Origin of the sequence: Flavobacterium sp. (genome assembly GCF_049240005.1) — a bacterium.
In the GTDB taxonomy this organism is placed as follows: domain Bacteria; phylum Bacteroidota; class Bacteroidia; order Flavobacteriales; family Flavobacteriaceae; genus Flavobacterium.
The window spans coordinates 65039-83382 of record NZ_JBMLTK010000087.1 but is presented as its reverse complement, the minus strand read 5'-3'; the positions used below and the strand labels follow the sequence as shown (position 1 = coordinate 83382).

At 36.4% G+C, this 18344-nt stretch carries 9 protein-coding genes; all 9 read right to left on the bottom strand.

Translation table 11 applies throughout. The annotated features are described in order from the left end of the window. Window positions 1–5 precede the first annotated feature (5 nt). Window positions 6–3035: a site-specific DNA-methyltransferase gene (locus tag ACOVQQ_RS09245; protein WP_421817948.1), complete on the bottom strand. Its 3030-nt coding sequence runs from the start codon at window positions 3033–3035 to the stop codon at window positions 6–8. A 48-nt stretch (window positions 3036–3083) separates the two neighbouring features. Beyond that, window positions 3084–3767 (bottom strand): retron system putative HNH endonuclease, encoded by a 684-nt coding sequence (locus ACOVQQ_RS09240; RefSeq protein WP_421817947.1) that lies wholly within the window; start codon window positions 3765–3767, stop codon window positions 3084–3086. Then, a complete protein-coding gene (locus ACOVQQ_RS09235) occupies window positions 3764–5098 on the bottom strand; it encodes an AAA family ATPase (RefSeq protein ID WP_421817946.1) in 1335 nt (444 codons plus the stop codon). Before ACOVQQ_RS09235 ends, ACOVQQ_RS09240 begins: the two co-directional genes overlap by 4 nt. Before the next feature lie 9 nt (window positions 5099–5107). Further along, complete coding sequence (locus tag ACOVQQ_RS09230) at window positions 5108–7951, bottom strand: SNF2-related protein (RefSeq protein WP_421817945.1); 2844 nt, start codon at window positions 7949–7951, stop codon at window positions 5108–5110. Between the two features lie 148 nt (window positions 7952–8099). After that, entirely contained in the window at window positions 8100–9728 is a 1629-nt protein-coding gene (gene pruA / locus ACOVQQ_RS09225) for an L-glutamate gamma-semialdehyde dehydrogenase (protein ID WP_421817944.1), read from the bottom strand. 142 nt (window positions 9729–9870) lie between these two features. Further along, complete coding sequence (locus tag ACOVQQ_RS09220) at window positions 9871–13464, bottom strand: Eco57I restriction-modification methylase domain-containing protein (RefSeq protein WP_421817943.1); 3594 nt, start codon at window positions 13462–13464, stop codon at window positions 9871–9873. Beyond that, window positions 13457–14602 carry a PDDEXK nuclease domain-containing protein gene (locus tag ACOVQQ_RS09215; RefSeq protein ID WP_421817942.1) on the bottom strand — a complete coding sequence of 382 codons (1146 nt, stop codon included), beginning with the start codon at window positions 14600–14602 and terminating at the stop codon, window positions 13457–13459. The genes ACOVQQ_RS09220 and ACOVQQ_RS09215 overlap by 8 nt, the downstream gene beginning before the upstream one ends. Window positions 14603–14605: 3 nt before the next feature. Continuing rightward, on the bottom strand, window positions 14606–17923 hold the full coding sequence (locus tag ACOVQQ_RS09210; RefSeq protein ID WP_421817941.1) for a helicase-related protein: 3318 nt from the start codon (window positions 17921–17923) through the stop codon (window positions 14606–14608). Beyond that, window positions 17920–18198: a helix-turn-helix domain-containing protein gene (locus ACOVQQ_RS09205; protein ID WP_421817940.1), complete on the bottom strand. Its 279-nt coding sequence runs from the start codon at window positions 18196–18198 to the stop codon at window positions 17920–17922. Before ACOVQQ_RS09205 ends, ACOVQQ_RS09210 begins: the two co-directional genes overlap by 4 nt. Window positions 18199–18344 lie beyond the last annotated feature (146 nt).

Sequence of the window (18344 nt, the reverse complement as noted above, 5' to 3'; positions counted from 1 at the left end):
ATTTTTTAATTCATTTCAAACATTCTCTTCCCAAATTCTTCCTCAATCAACACCACTTTCCAGCGTTCATCTCCGGTTTTTAGGTTTTCTACGTTATTGTCGCCATTTACGTAGATGCGGTCAAACTCGGCATCGAGTGGGTTGTATTTACTCTTTTCTAGGAATTGGTTGAGGGCTGTACTGTTGTGTTGGGTGCAATCTCTCCATACTACCAGTATTTTTTCTCCGGCTAAATTTTTACCTGTTACCACTACATAGCCTTCTTTGGGTTTGGCATAATTTTCAACTACCAACCCAATCAAGTAATTAAAGGTTTCCACCAAATCTACCTTGGTGGGCTGTAGTTCGTTGTTTTTGGTGATGTTCTGGTAACAGTTAAACGGATTTACAAACCACTCCAAATTAAGCAAACTATCTTTGGCTTCTACATCCAACATGTAATTGAGCATATAACCCTCTTTAAATGTAGGGTTCATATCCAAAGCCTTTTGTTGGGTTTCGGTTTGCTTTAAAGCTAAGTTGTTGAGTGTATCTTCATAACTCTCCAAACGCATGTATTTAAAGCAATGACTGATGCCTTCTCGGCTTACAGGCTTGCCATCTTTCCAGTCTTTGCTGTAGATTACTTTTTGAATGCGGGGTTTTGTGACAGTATCAAAATATTCACCCATTTCTACAAGAATGAACTTGCGATTGCCATTATCAACCCTATTAAGATTTATAACCGCATGCCCAGTAGTTCCTGAACCCGAAAAATAGTCAAGAACTAAACCATTTCTTTTCTTTAATCCGCTTATGAGCAAGGTATCTTCAACTGCATAAATTGATTTCGGATAAGAAAAGTTGTTTATAGGAAATAAATCTTTTAATGGTTTCGTGCCATGTTCAGTAGCTGAGTATTTTGAATCAGCCCAAAAAGTTAAAGGTGTCGTACCATCTTCATTAGGTCTATACTTGTAGTAAACTTGTATTTTATCTCCTTGGTATTTTGCATAGAACTGCGAATAGTCCTTTTTAACATTCTCCCAACTCCATCGCCAATTTTTCTCAACTCCTTCATCGTTTATTGGATAAATAACTTTTTCTCCTTCTTGTTCTTTTTCTAAGATTGACCATAGCTCTGTATCATCATTCCATTCCATTTCAGGCACACGTAACTTTAAATCCTTTTCGTTAACGTATATGGGATACCATTGTCTCTTTCCATCTTCTCTGTTCGAGTTAGAACCCTCCCTACGAAAGTTTCTTTGCTCATAAATTCCATCTTTATCACTTAAATTAAACCTCTTCTTCTGTTCATCAGAACGGTCTATCTTAATTACTTTTGACTTTTCTGTGTTCTTGACCATTATCGCATATTCATGGGACAATGCCAGACCATCTGTGGTTGGCCTACCTGACGGATTAATTCTAATTGCTATTAGACCTGCAACATTTTCTCTTGAATAAATCGACTCTAATAAAAAATGAAGTTCTTTTACTTCAACATCATCAATTGTTACTGTTTTAATGCCATCTTCTCTTAAAAAATCTCTACCAATAATTAACCTATCATACATAAGCGACAACCAAGAAGAGTGCTTGTAATTGTTTTTATATACAATTTCCGATGCACTAGTATTGTATGGAGGGTCAATATATATTGTTTTAGCTTGCTGACTAAATCGAGCCTTTATTAAACTCAATGCTTGAAAATTGTCCGAGTTAATCATCAATCCATCACAAGCATCATCAAAGTTTTCAATACTGCTTATCGATTGCCATTTAAAGGTTTCAGAGAAAAAGGCTGTATCCAAAACCAAAAACTGGTTATGGTTTAAAAACTCCAGTGTAAGCGGGTTGGTAAATCCCACTTTATCTTCCGTAAACAAGCCACCTGCTTTTGCGGCTTTTATTTCGTCTATGGCAAAGAGTTTTATCCATTCTTGTATTTGGGGTTGGTTGTTTAGTATTTCGGGGTACAAATCTTTGGGCACACGGTCAAGCGTAATGCAGTAGTTACATTCCACCACCATTTTCTTTTTCAACCACAGTTTCTTTTGGAAGTTTTCAAGCTGTGCCAAGAAAGCAATAATCTTTTCGCCAATCTTCTTAATGGCTTTTATCTTACTCAGTTGCTTCAAAAATTCCTGTTCGTCACGGGTATTCAGGTCGTCAATAAACAGCACTTCGTTTTTAATGTAGAAGTCTAATTCACGGGTAAGGAAACCACCCAAATCTTTGTGTATAAAGTAGTCAAAAGTGTTTCGGGCTGTATAATCGTTTAAGTGCTTTTGAAGTAAGGTTCTTTGCTTGTCTTTCTCTGTTGGTTTCAAACTAAGCAAATCCAAAAACTCTTGCGGTATTTGGGTTTTTAGAGCATCAAAAGCTTGTCCCAGTAATTCGCTTTGTTTTACTTTTTTGTCGGTGGGTTCATAGGTAAAGTAAATTTTAAATTCATTACCAACGGTTTCACAAACCTTGTCTGCATAAATAGCAAATCGTCTTTCTTTATCGCCTTGGGTTTTGTTGTTGTTTTGTTCGGTGCTGGCTTCTACCAATTCAAAACAAACGGTTTTGCCATTGCTCAACTTAAAACGATATACTTTAAAGTACTCGCTGGTTTTAATGTAGTATTGGTCGGCATTTGCCCAATGCAGTTTTACTTCTTCGCCTTCGTAGGGTATGGCATACACATCTTTCTTATACCTACGCATGCTGATAAAATCGCCATTATCGAAATAGCGTTTAAAGAAATTGGCAAGCAGCGAGAAAACCTCGTTTTCGATGGAGGTCAAATCACCTATCCTTTCATATTGCGCCTTTAGCTCTTGCACTTGGGGAAGTTCTTCTGGTTGGGTGTTGCCATATTTTTTGGCAATTTCAATTTCATTGTCTATTTGACGTTTCAATTGAATAGCATCTATGGCTTTACTGCTATTTAATACTTCTTTAACTTGGGGTAAAAGATCAACCTCTAAAAACTGTTCAATGTCCTTTCGCTTTTGGTTCATGATTCGGTAAATACCAAAATCAAGTTCCGCTTTATCGAGCATGAACACTTCTTTGAGTGTATTGATGAGTTTATCGTAGTTTGTCATGGTTTAAGGTACTTGTTTACGAATTGCTAAAAGAACAAACTCAGAAAAGTCAGTTATCGGATTCAAATTTAGATAGTAGTCAAATAACTCTTGCCAAGTAAGACCTAACTCATCTTTTACTTGCTTTACTGTTTCCCATTTAGCTTTTCTTGCATTGATTAATATTTCTGCATTTAAATTTAATATTTCAATTGCTTCTTTTACTCTATTATGGTTACTAGGAAACCCGTTTACATTTGCGTTGCGTGGAATTATTCTACCAGAATATAACTGTGTTCTTGTGCTGTATTCTACATCAAAAAAAGGATTCAACTCATTCCACGAATTTGTTTTGCACTGTTGAAATAAAATGTATGGAACGAAATAATCATTTCTTCTTCCATTTGCTCTAAACTTATCACAATGACTTGTAAGTATTTGACCTTCATTACCTCGACAAACAGCAAATTGATTGAAATATTTTAAATCAAAATCAATGTTGTGAGACTGGCAAATTAAATGTTCGACAGTTGCTGTTTGTGGAGTAATTCGTTGATTACAATAAGCACACAAGCCTTTTTGCTCTTCAATTAAGATACTAAGTATAGCTTGTTTTTGATTATTATATAAAGCATTATAGCCTGCAACTCCATTGACTATGTTGCTGAATTGTAAAGGAGTTGTATTTTGCTTTTGGATGAATCTCATTGTTTTTTTGCATTCAAGAGTTCTAAAATAGAATTAACTTTAATAACATCCTTATCAGTTCCATCCAATAAATCATTTAGAATCAAGGCGATTTTTGAAAGAGAACTCAATTCTTCATCGGTAGCATCAGGATTTTCTGCGATTGAATAAAACTTATTAAGAAGTTCAATAACCTCATTAGCTCTCATACTTCCGCCCATTGGGTTTTTCAACACACTATTAATGTCTTTACCATAGTAGGAAGAATTTATTTTTTTTAAGGCATTATTTTCCAAAATGAATAAACAATCAATGCTGTTTTTTTTAGCATCTTCTCGCTCCTTGAAATTAGCCACAACCGTTGGACTGTGTGTAGTGATAAAAAACTGAACATTAGGGAGTAGCTCTTGTAAAATTCCGATGGTTTTTGCCTGCCATTTAGGATGTAGGTGCAAGTCAATTTCATCAATCGTTACGCAACCAAACTGCTTCTCAGCCAATTCATCAAGGGTTAACCATGGATTTAGTTGCGAAGCTCTCCAGATAATATCGATAATCAAATAAATGAGATTTCTAAAACCATCAGAGTAATAGTTTATTGGTAGAGCAAAATCAGGCTTAAGTTGAAGGAAAACATCAAAATCAAAATCTGGCTCTTGGTATATTTTTATTTCCTCCTTTTTTAAGTCTTCACGGAAATAGACAAGTGTTTTGGTAATGGCTTGATCAACGTTTTCAAGAACTAAATCTATGAGTTCAACCCCTTTGATTTGCTTAGTAGCCCTACTGGTTACAGCATTGCCTAACCACTCTAATAAAGTTCCTTTAATGGCATTGTCTTTCAAACATTGTAAATACCCGTTTCTTCTGCCGGCTAAAGGGTCATATTTTTGTTTAGCCGATTGACTAGCATCTTTAAAAAGTCGTTGAGTTGAATAGTATGCGATAAGTGGCGCAACATCATGATTGGTTTTGTAGAAGCCATCTAAAATTTTGCTACCGTATTCGCCTGCTGGTTTAACGAATTTTACATCATTATTTTTTGTTTTTGAATTAAAATTTCTTGTCCAGAGTTTTTCAATTAATTCAGAGAAAGCAGTAATAGAAGTTTTGGGCATTGTTGTTAATTCACCATTTACCAGAACCATACGAGCCTCAGTAATGTCAATCATCCTTTGCATCTTCTGTTCTTGCAAACTAAAAAATCCACCAAGCGCAACATTTATTGCTTCAAGAATGGATGTTTTTCCACTTCCATTCGAACCAACAAATAAGTTTACGCCCTTTTCAAATTCAACTTCGAGCTTTTCAAAGTTTTTGAAATTTTCAATTTGTATTTTATCTATTCTCATAAGTTCAATTTAAATTAGTTGCCAGTTAATGGTAAACAAATGGATTTTATTAATCTCTTGTTTCATTCGCTTTTGTATATCGGCTATCATTTTATCTCTCATTTCTGCAATTTCATCTTCCACGCTAAAAATTTCCTGCCTTTGTTTTTTCTGTTTCCTTGATTCTTCTTGCAATTGTTGTTGCAGTTTCAACTGAGCCATGGGGTCGGTGGTTTTTTGCACTTCACGGTTTAGCTCTTTTATTTTTGCTTTGGTTTCTTTAATGGCTAATTCCGCAGCATTCATTCTGTCCTCAGCCCATTTGGTGAGTTTCTCTGTTTCAAATTTCAAGTAGTTGTTGTCCCTTTCTGAAATAGATTTTAATAAAGCTTCTAAATGACTTTCTGTTTGAAGGGCAACTAGTTTTTCATCAATGCTTGTTGCGTTTCCATTGGCTTGTTTAACAGGCAAAGTGAGTAACCTTTTTGCTTGTTCCTCATTCAATGGTTTACCACCATCTGTTTGACCAAATGCAATTACATAGTCAGATGATTCAAATGAATCCACACTAACAGCCAAAGCACTAAGCCAGCCTTGTTTACCTTTCAATTCATCGAGCATTGAAACATTTCCTTCGTAACCTGTTAAGTCAAAAGTGAGTGATGTTTCAGGTAATTCTTTCTCTTTAGCTTTTTCTAAAACGGTTTGTGCCAACGGATGCCCCATGCGATAAACATGTGCTTCGGTATTTGGTTTTCCCAATTTGAAAGATTCTATTGGGAAAGTTGCATCTGAATAAGGTTGCTTTTTGAGTTTGAAGCTTAGGTTTTTATCATTGAAAGAAGCAGAACCGTTCAATTCAAATTTGGTAACTGCCCAAAGCCATTGTTCATATTTATTGATGTATTCTCTACTTTCAGAAAGTCTGATTTTCAGTTTATCCAACACTTCATCATCAAAGTTTGCCAAAAGTGTTTCTCTGGTAGAGAGCATTTTACTGTTGATTTGCTCGTCTAATTCTTTTTGAAGTAAATCAAACTGTTCAATTATTTCCTGTTCCGTTCTATACTTCTGATAGATTTCAGCAATTCGCTTTTCAAAATCAACTCCCGATTCAATACTGCCCAACACATCATCACTTGCACCAAATACACCGCTAAACAATTTGAATTTTTCATCAAGTAATTGAAATACTCGTATGTCGGCAGCATTTTTAACATTCAGGAAGTTCACTACTACCACATCATATTTCTGTCCGTAGCGATGGCAACGACCAATACGCTGTTCAATGCGTTGTGGATTCCAAGGTAAATCGTAATTAATTAGCAAAGAACAGAATTGCAAATTGATACCTTCGGCTGCCGCTTCGGTTGCAATCATAATGGTGGCTTCATTTCTGAAATACTCCACCAATGCAGCTCGTTTATCAGCCGTTGGAGAACCTGTTACTTTATCAGTTCCTTTGTTGCTCGCCAACCAACTTTTGTAAACTTTGTTAGAAGTTTCATCATTGTTTGAACCGTTGAACAATACAATCTTGTTAGGATATTGCTCACTCAACAGATTGAAAAGATAATTCTGTGTTCGTGTAGATTCAGTGAAGATGATAGCTTTCTTATTGGCGTGTTTATCCATTTTAGAAAAGCCTTCTTTCAAAGCGGTCAATAGTTTTTCTCCCTTGGCGTTGTGCTTAATGGATTCCGCTAAATCTCTGAATTTCTCTAGTTCTGAAATTTCTAGTTTAATGGCTTCAATATCCGTTTCGGTCAAAGAATTATCATCAGTCTGTTCATCCTCTTCCCATTCTTCGGCTTGCTCTTCAAAAAGTTCATAATCTTCTGAAACTTCATCAATCACACTCACTTTTTGGTGGTCTTTAATAACCTGATGTAATTTCTTAATCAGGCTATTCAATGTTCCTGCAATCGCAAAGGAAGATGAAGCCAAAAGTTTTCTGAGAATCAGAGTCATTAAATGCCTTTGACTGGCAGGCAAAGCATACAACAACTCCTTTTGCAGATAATCACTTACTGCTTCATAGAGTTTCTGTTCATCATCCGATGGCTCAAACTTTATAGTAAGTGGAATTCGGTTGGTGTAACGAATGTATTCCTGAACTTGTCTGCGAAGATTGCGGATGCAAACCGATTTCAAACGGTCTCGTAAGTCCTGATAATTTTCTCCTTCAACTGTTCTTAAAAATTGACTTCTAAAACTTTTGATATCACCAAAAGTGTGTTCATCAATAATGCTTACAAGCCCGTATAATTCAAGTAGCGAGTTTTGCAAAGGTGTAGCCGTCAATAAAGCTTTTCTTGAGTGAGACAATGCCTCTTTGATTGCGTTTCCTATTTTATTGGTCGGCTTGTAAACATTGCGCAAACGGTGTGCTTCGTCAATCACAGCCAAGTCCCAGGAAATGAGTTGCATCAAATCAGCCTTTGCTCTTGCAAATTGATAAGAACAAATAATGATTTTATTATGGTCAAACGGGTTTCGCTTACCTGATTTTACAAACTCATTAAAGTTCTTGTTCTCAAGAATAAATGAGTCTAAGAAGAACTTATCATATAATTCTTGGCTCCATTGTTTTCTCAGGTTGGCAGGACAAATAATTAAAAGTTTCTTTCTTCTTTCAGCCCATAACTGAGAAAGTAAAATTCCTGCTTCAATGGTTTTTCCTAATCCAACTTCGTCAGCCAAAATTGCACCTTTTGACAATGGAGATTTAAAAGCAAATAAAGCCGATTCCACTTGATGTGGATTCAAGTCAACTTGAGCGTCCATTAACGCAATATTAAACTTTTCATTGCTCCCAGAGGGAAAACGCTTTGTCAGCTCGTAAGCGATGTATTTAACCTGATAAGGATTCATCTGAGATAAAATGAAAATAAAATAATGCAAATTAGCACTTGTAGTTGCAATTACCTCAATTATCTGAAAAAAGTTCAATATTAAAAAGAAAAGGCGCTAATGTTTGATATTTAGCACCTTCATTTTTTAGTTATTATTTCTACAAAATCTATTCGCCCAAAAACGGATAGCGGTAATCTTCCGGCGTAACAAACGTTTCTTTTATGGTTCGAGCCGAAACCCAACGCAATAAGTTCATCGCCGATCCGGCTTTGTCGTTTGTACCCGAGGCACGTGCGCCACCAAACGGCTGCATACCCACCACGGCTCCCGTTGGCTTATCGTTAATGTAAAAGTTTCCAGCCGAGTTTTTCAAAGCTGCTGTCGCTTCTGCAATAGCATAACGATCGCTGCTAAAAATAGCTCCCGTAAGTGCGTATTCGCTAGTAGTATCCACGAGGTGCAACATACTATTCCATTCGGCATCGTCGTACAAATACAAGGTAATCACCGGACCAAAAAGTTCGGTTTCCATTGTTTCGTACTTGGGGTTTGTTGTTAATATGACGGTTGGCGCAATAAAATACCCAACCGATTTGTCGTACGTTCCGCCGTAGATAATCTCGGCATCTGTTGCCGTACGCGCTTTTTCGATGTAGCTCACCAATTTATCAAACGAGCCTTCGTGAATGACCGCGGTAATAAAGTTGCTAAAATCTTGCGGCGATCCCATTTTTAAAGTGGCTAATTCTTTTCCGAGCAAATCGTTAATAGCCGGCCACAAACTTTTTGGTAAATATGCCCGCGAGGCCGCCGAACATTTTTGTCCTTGAAATTCGAACGCACCGCGAATAATTCCCGCAACAACTTGTTTTACGTTAGCCGATGGATGTGCGACAATAAAATCTTTTCCACCGGTTTCGCCTACAATGCGTGGATAGGTTTTGTATTTGTAAATATTGGTTCCAATGGTGTTCCAGATATCTTTGAAAACGTGCGTAGATCCGGTAAAGTGAACACCTGCAAAATCGGCGTGATTAAAAATGGTTTCGCTAATCATCTGCGCATCGCCAAACACCACGTTAATAACACCGTCGGGAACGCCCGCTTCCTGAAATACGTCGAGAATTACTTTTGCAGAGAAAACCTGACTGTCGCTCGGTTTCCAAACCACGGTATTTCCCATTAGTGCTGCGCTCGCAGGCAAATTTGCTGCAATAGCCGTAAAGTTAAAAGGGGTAATGGCATAAACAAATCCTTCTAAAGGGCGGTATTCAACACGGTTCCAAACACCCGAATCCGATTTTGGCTGGTCGGCGTAAATCTGCGTCATAAACGCCACGTTGTAACGTAAAAAGTCGATTAACTCGCAGGCAGCATCAATTTCTGCTTGAAAAATGTTTTTCGACTGTGCAATCATGGTTGCTGCATTGATTTTTGCGCGATACGGACCCGCGATTAGCTCGGCTGCTTTCAAAAAGATGGCAGCGCGTTGTTCCCAAGCTAAATTTTCCCATTGAGCTTTTGCGTGTAATGCCGCATCGATAGCTGCCTCAACGTGCGATTTTTCTGCCAAATGATAGGTTCCCACTACATGCTTATGATCGTGCGGAGCGCTCATTTTTCGTGTAGTTCCTGTTTTAATGCGTTGGCTGCCAATGTACAAAGGCACATCTATCGGGTTGTTCCACAGGGTTTCGTACGCTTGCAATACAGCTTCTTTTTCCGGACTACCGGGTTTATACGACTTTACCGGTTCGTTTACCGGAGTAGGCACAGAGAAAAATCCTTTTAACATGAGGTGTTGTGGTATTTAGGTTTTTGAAAACGTTTTCGTAAATGTGGTGCAAAGGTATAAACCTATGCGCGATAATTAAAACGAGTGGGGAAATTGTTGGTGCTTGCAAAGGCTTTGTGATTGCTGTACTTGCGTTTTCATTTTATATCTTTAAAATAGGCTCTAGTAATTCGTTAAGCTCAGCATACATTTTCGCCATTTGATTGCGAAGCGGATTATCCTTTTCACGCAAAGTTTCGTACGCCTCTTGTATCGCTTTTATTTGCTCTTCTTCACTCAAACCTTCTATGGGTTTAAAAATGTCTTGGGCATATTTTTCTATCGCAATGCCTTTTTCGGCAAAATCTTCAGGGAAATACAATTCAAAAACCAAAGCGTCTATGACTTCTTCGAAGGCTTCGGAAATTTGTTTGTTGGGGATAGAGTTTAAAATGGTTATTTTAGTTTCATTTATGAATAGGATTAACTCAACCAAAGAAGCAATTGTAATTGTTTGATTAATTACAATGGGCATATCTAATATTGGTTCTTTGTCTATTTGATAATTCGCCCCTTGCATTTTACCTTTATAACGCAACCAAAATTCTATTAATTTGGAGTTGAAAAGTCCGGTTAAATATCTGTTATCAATCCTGCAAGTTTTTATGATGTTAAATGCCATCATTGGATAAACCTCTTTTTCAGTGAATGTAAATGATGGCTTATCACATTTTCTGATCGACAATATTTTTGGACCTGTTTTAAAAAAAGTCTCTTCTCGTGGCCAATGTAAATGAAAAAATTCTAATCTACCGCTTAAGTTCTCTCTCCTATCCTCCATAATATACCTATATTTTGAAAGATGATTTTGTATTGATGTTACACTACCATTATAATTTCCTTTTGTCAAATACAAAATTTCTTTTGAGTAATTGCAGATTGGTAAATATCGACCTGTCTCATTAGGCTCAATCATAGGCTTTAAATAATTTTCTATACCGTCTAGACTTCCTTTGTCTAATACAAAAACTCCGTCACCAACTTTGATATTATTGTTTACAACGACATCATTTGGAATTTTTACGATGTTACGAGAATTCACTACGTCTGGATTGGGAACAATACCTTGGGCTATTTCTTTTTCATTTAGTGAAAAATTTTGTTTTCTTTTTATTTTTTCTAAGATCTCATCTAAGTCACCACTATTAAAATCAATTTGTTTTGAATCAAACTTTGTATTGCTATGTTTGATAATAAACTTCTTCCCAAAACCAATTCTAAGATCGAAATCTAAGAAATTATAAAGTTGTTTGGTTGTCAACTTATCTTCCTCCAAAACTGAGTATTTCAATTCATATTCACTTTCAGGATAGCTTTTTTTCAAAAGATAAATCATTGTTTGAATACCGGCACTCGCGAAAACTTTATAGTTCCAAAAGTCTGTAAATAGTTTTATTTCAGCTTCTTTTAAAACCTTTTCTCTAAGTTTAGATGCTCCTGAACTCGTTATCCAATTGTTTTGTGCTATAAAACATTCTACACCATGGTCTTTTAATAAATCGAGTGCTTTACAAGCAAATCCATACCAAATGTCCATTTTGCCTTGATAATAAGGCGAAGATCTAAAACCATCAAATGCTTCTCTGCTTGTGTATTCTTTGATATAAGGCGGATTCCCAATCACAATATCAAAGCCCGTCTCTTCATTCACCAAAGGGTTCAAGACTTCGGGGAAATCCAGTTTCCAGTCGAAGTGATTAAAATCTAAATCGGGGTTTTCTTTTAGTTTTTGGAGTTTGGCAAGCGCTTGGTTAAACTCGGCCATTTGCAAATCTATTTCCAAATTCTTTTTGTGGTCGGTGGCTTTCAGGCCAAACCCCATGTCGGTTACTTTCTGGTTTTTATTGAGATAGAAGGTTTTGTTAAACGAAAGTTGGTTCATCAAAACATCTAGCTTTAGGTCTCTTATTTCAGCTTTGAGTTTGGCTTTTTGGCTGTTGCTTTTACTTTCAAAAAACTGCTTTTGCTTTTCTGAAATATTTTTTAAGGCATTTTGTACGCCTTGCACGTGCTTGTCGGCTTCACCCACACTGCCTTTTCTATCCCAATCTATTTCTATTACGGTGTCGTCAAACTTGCTTACCAAGCTATTGCCCACCACTATCTTATAATCGAGGTTAGGCAAAGCTTTGGGCATTTCTTCATCAACAATAAGCGATAGCCAAAAACGCAAGCGGGCAATGTCGACCGCACCGCGCTCAATATCTACGCCATAAATCGATTTTTGGATGATGTTTTCTTTCACCGTAGCAGGGCTCCAAACTTTGTAACCTAATTCGTAAGCAATACGTTCTTTTAATCCAAAAATTTCCTGCAATAAACCCATCGGGAAAGCGCCTGAGCCAATGGCAGGATCGCAAATTTTTACCGCATCGAGTTTTTGATCTATCAATTTTTTATGCGCTGCGCTGAGTTGGCTTTGCGTTGTCGAAACCTTGTTTTTTACAAAGTGTTCTATGTCGCCGCGATTAGCCTCTGGAATTTGAGTGTGTAAATACTCAATCAAAGATTCTTGCGTCATGTAATGCACAATCTCCTTGGGAGTATAAAACGCGCCTTTATCTTTGTTATCTTCCAGTAAGTTTTCAAAAATATGTCCGAGCATTTCGGGGTCAACCGCCACGGTATGTTCTTCAGGACTGTCTTCAAAAATGGTAAAGTTGTATTGGTCGAAAAATTCAAAAAGATTGGTGAATAAATCGGATGGGAAGGTCAAAAAGTCGTATTTAGAAGATTCGTTTTCAAACAAACCGCCGTTCAAATAGGGGATTTTTACCACTTCGCCGTCTGGCATCGTGAAATCGTCGTTTGGGCGTTCGTTATTCAACGCATCGAAGAACAGTTTAGACAACCAATTGGTATAAAAAGCATCGTTTGCACCTGCTTTTTTAAAGAAATTGGTCATAAAATTTTTGTCTCCGTTTTTATACGATGTGTCTTTTGCACCCAACCAACCTTTTTTTTGTAGGAAGTACAAAAACACAATGCGTCCCAATAATTTCTTTACAAAATCCCGGACGTCTTTATCGTTTCCATTGAAAGCCGATTTTTTAAAATGGGAACGCATCAGATAATCTACAAAACCGGCATAATGTACATCACGGTATTCATCGAAGAAGGCTTTAGACATTGCTTCGACACCGAAAGCATCTTTGATTTTGTTGATGGTAATTTCCAATTCATTGCCGAGAATAAAAAATCGGTCGAGGGCTGTTTTGTAGGTTTCATCTTTTTCGCCAAAAACGTAGGTGTAACGTTTAGGGTGTGTATCGGTGATTAGCATTTCGCCATCTTGAAATACGCCATCACGGGCAATAAACGAAAAACGCCACGATCTTTTTTCAGGACTTTGATAGGCAAAATTCACCAAAACGGCATTGTTTCCGATGATGTGCTTTTTTACCAACGCGCCCAAACCCACACGGCTTCTTTCGATTTGCTTGTTATTATTAACAATAACTTCAAAGAGTTCTACAGTTCTTGGAAGTGCATCTAAGGTTTGAAACTCACCGTATTTCACAATGGAAACGGCGTAGTGCTGCTCTGATGCGCTTAGTACCTTTTCCTGAACGCCTTGTGCATCAAAAATCTTTAGATTAGCCACTTTGCCTCGAAACGTTGGCAACAAAGCATTGTCGATGAACGCCTGCCGGTTGTAAGGTGCTTTGAAGAGTTGTATTAAAGTATCTTTATTCATTTCTGAAATGTTTCAATTCGGTTTCTAGGTGGTTTACCAATTGTTCTTGACTTGGCAATTTCACTAAATATTGTTGTACAAAAAGGTTTTCGTCCATCCCAGCAGTAGCGTATTTTACTAAGGCGTGGTCTTTTTCGGCTACCAGTAAAATGCCTACAGGCGGATTATCGGTTGTTTCTGTGATTTCTGCTTTAAATAAATTCAGATAGGTATTTAATTGACCAATATCTCCGTGATCGAATGCCCCAACTTTAAGGTCAACTAAAATGTGACATTTTAATATTCGATGATAGAAAACCAAATCAACAAAATAATACGTTTCGCCAATTAAAATGCGTTTCTGTCGTGCCTCAAGACAAAATCCATTGCCAAGTTCAATAATAAACTGCTGGAGATTATTTAAGAGTGCAGTTTCTAAATCAGATTCTTCCACGATAGGTTTTATACCAATATCTAAAAATTCGAAAGCATATATGTTTTTAATGATGTCTCTGGGCAGTTGTGGTTTTGTTTTTTGTTGCACCAACTCCGCCAGTTTTTCGGGGTTCTGAGACAAGCCGCTTCGTTCAAAATACAAACTGGCAATTTGTCTTTTTAATTCTCTAACGCTCCACGTTCCTTTGATACACTCGATTTCGTAGAAGGTTCGTTTGAGGGGTTGTGTTATATTTAGAAGCAATTCTAAATGAGAGTAAGAAAGTTTAGAAATTAATACATTAGCTGGTACTTTAAGTTTTTCTTCAGAAAGTGGGGTCAATGACCTCATTTTCAAAGCGGACGCTTGTTCCTCTGTGAATTTGGGGGACGCCGTACCCCGAATTAAACTTGTTTGGAATTTGGGGGTCACTGTCCCCCAAATTATTTCGTCTAAATATGTGTAAGATTGATAAAATTTTCTCATACTTCGCAAGCTTCTTTCATCAATCCCTTTTATGTGCTCTAATTTAACCGCTAAATTTGGTAAAAGCTTTGCACCATACTCAGCCCTATCTTCACCATTTTGTTCATACTCCACAATGTAATAGCCAATTAGCCAATTTCGTATAGTTAACGCTTTGTTGACAGCATTTACAGCAGAGGCTTGAAGTTCAGAATGAACATCATTGATGATGGATATGAGTTGTGATAAATTTTTCATAGCCTAAACAAATGATTCTGAAATAACAATTTGAGGTTTTGCAAAAATCTTTTTCGCCTTTGAGTTGTTGCTATCAGATTGGGTGTCGCTGAATTTATATTCTGCCAATACTTCTTTGTACAGTTTATCTACCCATATTTCCAAATTGTTTATTTTTTCTTGTTTTGCTTTTTTGATAAATGCATCAATATTATTTGGAAGTTTCCTATGCGAACCTTTATATAATTCATCAATGGTTCTTAATAGAATTTTTTTGTAAAAAGGGTCTTTCACTTGTGCGGCGTACGTTGGTAAAACATTCAAAACTCGTTTTTCAATAGCCGATAATTGTGATTTGATTACTTTTTGGTTTTCTGACACCTTAACTACCGTTTTGAAATGCTCTGTTGCTTTATTTACCTGCTCGTGATGAAACTCGGGTAATGGCTTTAGCGCCGCTTCTTTGTCGGTAGTCTTAAATATTTTGGCAACTTCTACAAAATTAAGTTCGTGTACAATTCCAGTTTCATCTATTTTGTAAAATACTCCGGGATGCCCCTCGCTTTTTAAATAGGTTATTGAGCATTTTGTAACGGGAAGTGTTTTTACATTTTCAGCATTTCTAGCTAATCGTGCCTTTTGCGGTATCTTAGCGATGGCGTCGAAATGCTTTTTATGGTCTTTTTTGAAGCTTCTTAGTTCTTGCAGAAAAAGTAAAGTTTCATTGATTTCCTCTTTTAGTTTCGAACCGTACAAACCGGCTTCACCCACTTCTTCTAATTGCGAGTAGATTTGAGAATCTTCTCCGAAGGCTGAATGAAACGCTTGCAATTTTTTAATTGCCGTTTGTGTTAATTTTATCTGGTTCTCTGATTTGTCAGAAGGATAAAAATTGAACACATTGATTTCCTTTGCTTCCGTTCCAATACGATTAACACGTCCAATTCTTTGCATTAATCGGGTTGAGTTCCAGGGCACATCATAATTGATGATAACATTCGAACGGTGCAGGTTAATGCCTTCGGCTAATACTTCTGTAGTAAAAATAAAATCTAAATCATTTTGCCAATCTGCCTTATCTTGATTTGCATCAAAATTCAGGCGGATTGTCTTCTCTTTTTCTTTTCTGTTGTTGGCACTGATGCCTATTGTTTTAGAAAAGCCAGCTTGATTGGTAGCATTTTCAATGTAGTCCATTGTTTCTTTGGATTCTGTGAAAATTACCAATTTGCCCGAATGGTTGGCAGTCTTTTTTAGAAAGGTGTTTTTCAGTTCTAGTAAGAACTTCTCCAATTTAGGGTCATAGTTTATTTCTTTCCAAGCTTCCACTAATTCAGCTACCATTTTGCGGTCAAGTTTTAGCAAAGGGATAAAAGTCTCTTTAAAATCTTTGGATTGATATATTTGATTATTTCCACCTTTTGAATTGATTTTTGCTTCTAATCCTTCTTCATCGCCTTCGTCTAAATATTTATTCACGTCAATATCAGGAGCCACGTAAACTTTGTCGTCTTCAAACATCTTAATCATATGGTCTGTGTTTTTTAACAAACGATCTAACGACATTTTGAAAGCGTGGAAACTACTTTCCAATCTTTTCACTAGTAAGGTTTTCATAATGGCGGAAAGTCGACCAGAGATTGAGACTACATCACCATATCGTTTTCGATCTTCTTCGTTTATCAAGTATTCAATAGCTCTATATCTGTAATAACCTAAACCTCCAACCTCTTTACCGTTTTCATCTAATCCCGTTAAAAGGGTTATAGTTTTATCAAACAATCGAGAAAGCTTATCGTCAAACTCATAATTAACTTGATTAGGGGGATTTATGTCTGGAAATTCAATGCCTTGATCTTTGATGTCTTTTAGATATTCAGGATTGTTGAGAATATCTGTTCTGGTTCTTCTGATAACCAAAGGTTCAACAACTTTATCTCGAATCTTGTCAAAAATTGCTTTGACCTTTCTTACGTTTAAAACTTCATCTTTTTTGAGTTTATCATATTCTTCTTTTAATGGTGTAAAGAATTGTTGCAAGTCTTTGACCGCTGGTAGATTTGAATTTCGCTTGTCTTGAAATAAATAGACTTGATTTTCAATATCCGCAGGATGGTTGTTAAGTGGTGTTGCCGTTAGTAACATCACTTTCTTTTTTACATCACCATCCACACCGGGAATCCGTCTGTCGGTTTTTGTAATAGTTTGCAACTTCTCGTACATCTGAGAAGTGTCGTTTCTAAATTTATGAGCTTCGTCAATTATGATTAAATCAAATTCGTCTGCATTTGGATAATCTAGTATTTCATTGTCAATAACCTTGTGTAAGCTTCCTGTTGATATGAAAGAACAATTGTTCCATATGTGAAAATCTTTAATTGTCTTTCTCCAATTGGCTTCCAATGCAGGTGGATAAACAATTAATATTTTAGAATGATACCCATTTTCAAAAACAAACTTTTTAGCTATGATGGAGGCAATAATGGTTTTTCCCAGACCTACTACATCGGCAAGAAATACTCCATTATACTTTGTTAGTTTTTCGTAACCTTCAATCGCTGCTTCTGCTTGATAAGTTAGGCGTTTGTAGTTGTCAGGTAATAACAAATCAACATTTGCAGGATCGTAGTCAATTCTCTGACCAAAATATTCAATCAGTAGTTTAATATATAGTTCAAAAGGGGTAAACTCATCGTTTAAATAAGTTACTTTTTTAAGTCCTTGTACGTCAATGGGCAAAATATCAATAGCTTCAAGCCACAAATTCTCAAATTCATCAGATGCAAACTTAATATCATCGAATCTTCGCAGTTCGACATTAAATTCATAATTTGATTTTTCAGCTGTTCCAAGTCCATTATCGGTAAAGTTTGAAGAGCCAGTTATAACAGTACCCGTTGAGTTAGGATTAAAGTTCTGAGGTTTAAAAATATAAATTTTTGCGTGCAGATTTTTTTCAGGATGTGCTTTGATTTGAATTTTGCCTGTAACTAGATCTTCAATAAAAAGAAATATACCTTTTTCAACATCCTTATTATATTCCGCTTCTTCAATATCTGTTTTGAGCCGTTCTAAAAAAGCTTCTTTAGTTTCAATGGGATCTTTTAAATACTGTTGTCCTACAGCAGTATACTGAGCCGCCAATTGGTCGACATTTATGCCAACTAAAATTCTTATATGCTGGATATTTTCAAGAAACGGCCTTAACTTAAAATAGCCAGTCGAACGGAAGTATCCTACCAAAGCATCAAATGAATGAAGATTAGGAATGTGTTCAAGAACTCCTTGGAATTTTGTTAAAAGGTTATTATTGTCTCTATTAGTAAAAAACTGTGTACTCATATTTTCTTCAATACGTTTTTAAGCCCATCAACCAAAAACTCCAAGTCTCCAAGTTCGCTTAAAACTATGGATTGAATAAATTTTATTTGTATTTCCTTTTCTTGAATTTCCAGAGTCTTTGCCAAAGTTGGAAGCATTTCTTTTGTTGCCATTCGCTCGTTTCTCTCAATTTTACTTAAAATTGAAGTGTCAATGTCAAGCTCAGCAGCCACTTTCCTCAGTGGAAGCCCTATTTGTTCTCGTTTGCCGCGTAAATACTCTCCAAATGTTTGCATTTTGTTTTAATTGTTTGGACTAATACGTCAAAAGTAAATCTAAATTCTCGCTTTCATATTGGATAAAGTCTAAAATTTTCCAAGTTCTTTCCTATGGCAACTAACTCGCTTTTTCAAAAATAACAATATCCACCCACGTAACAAAT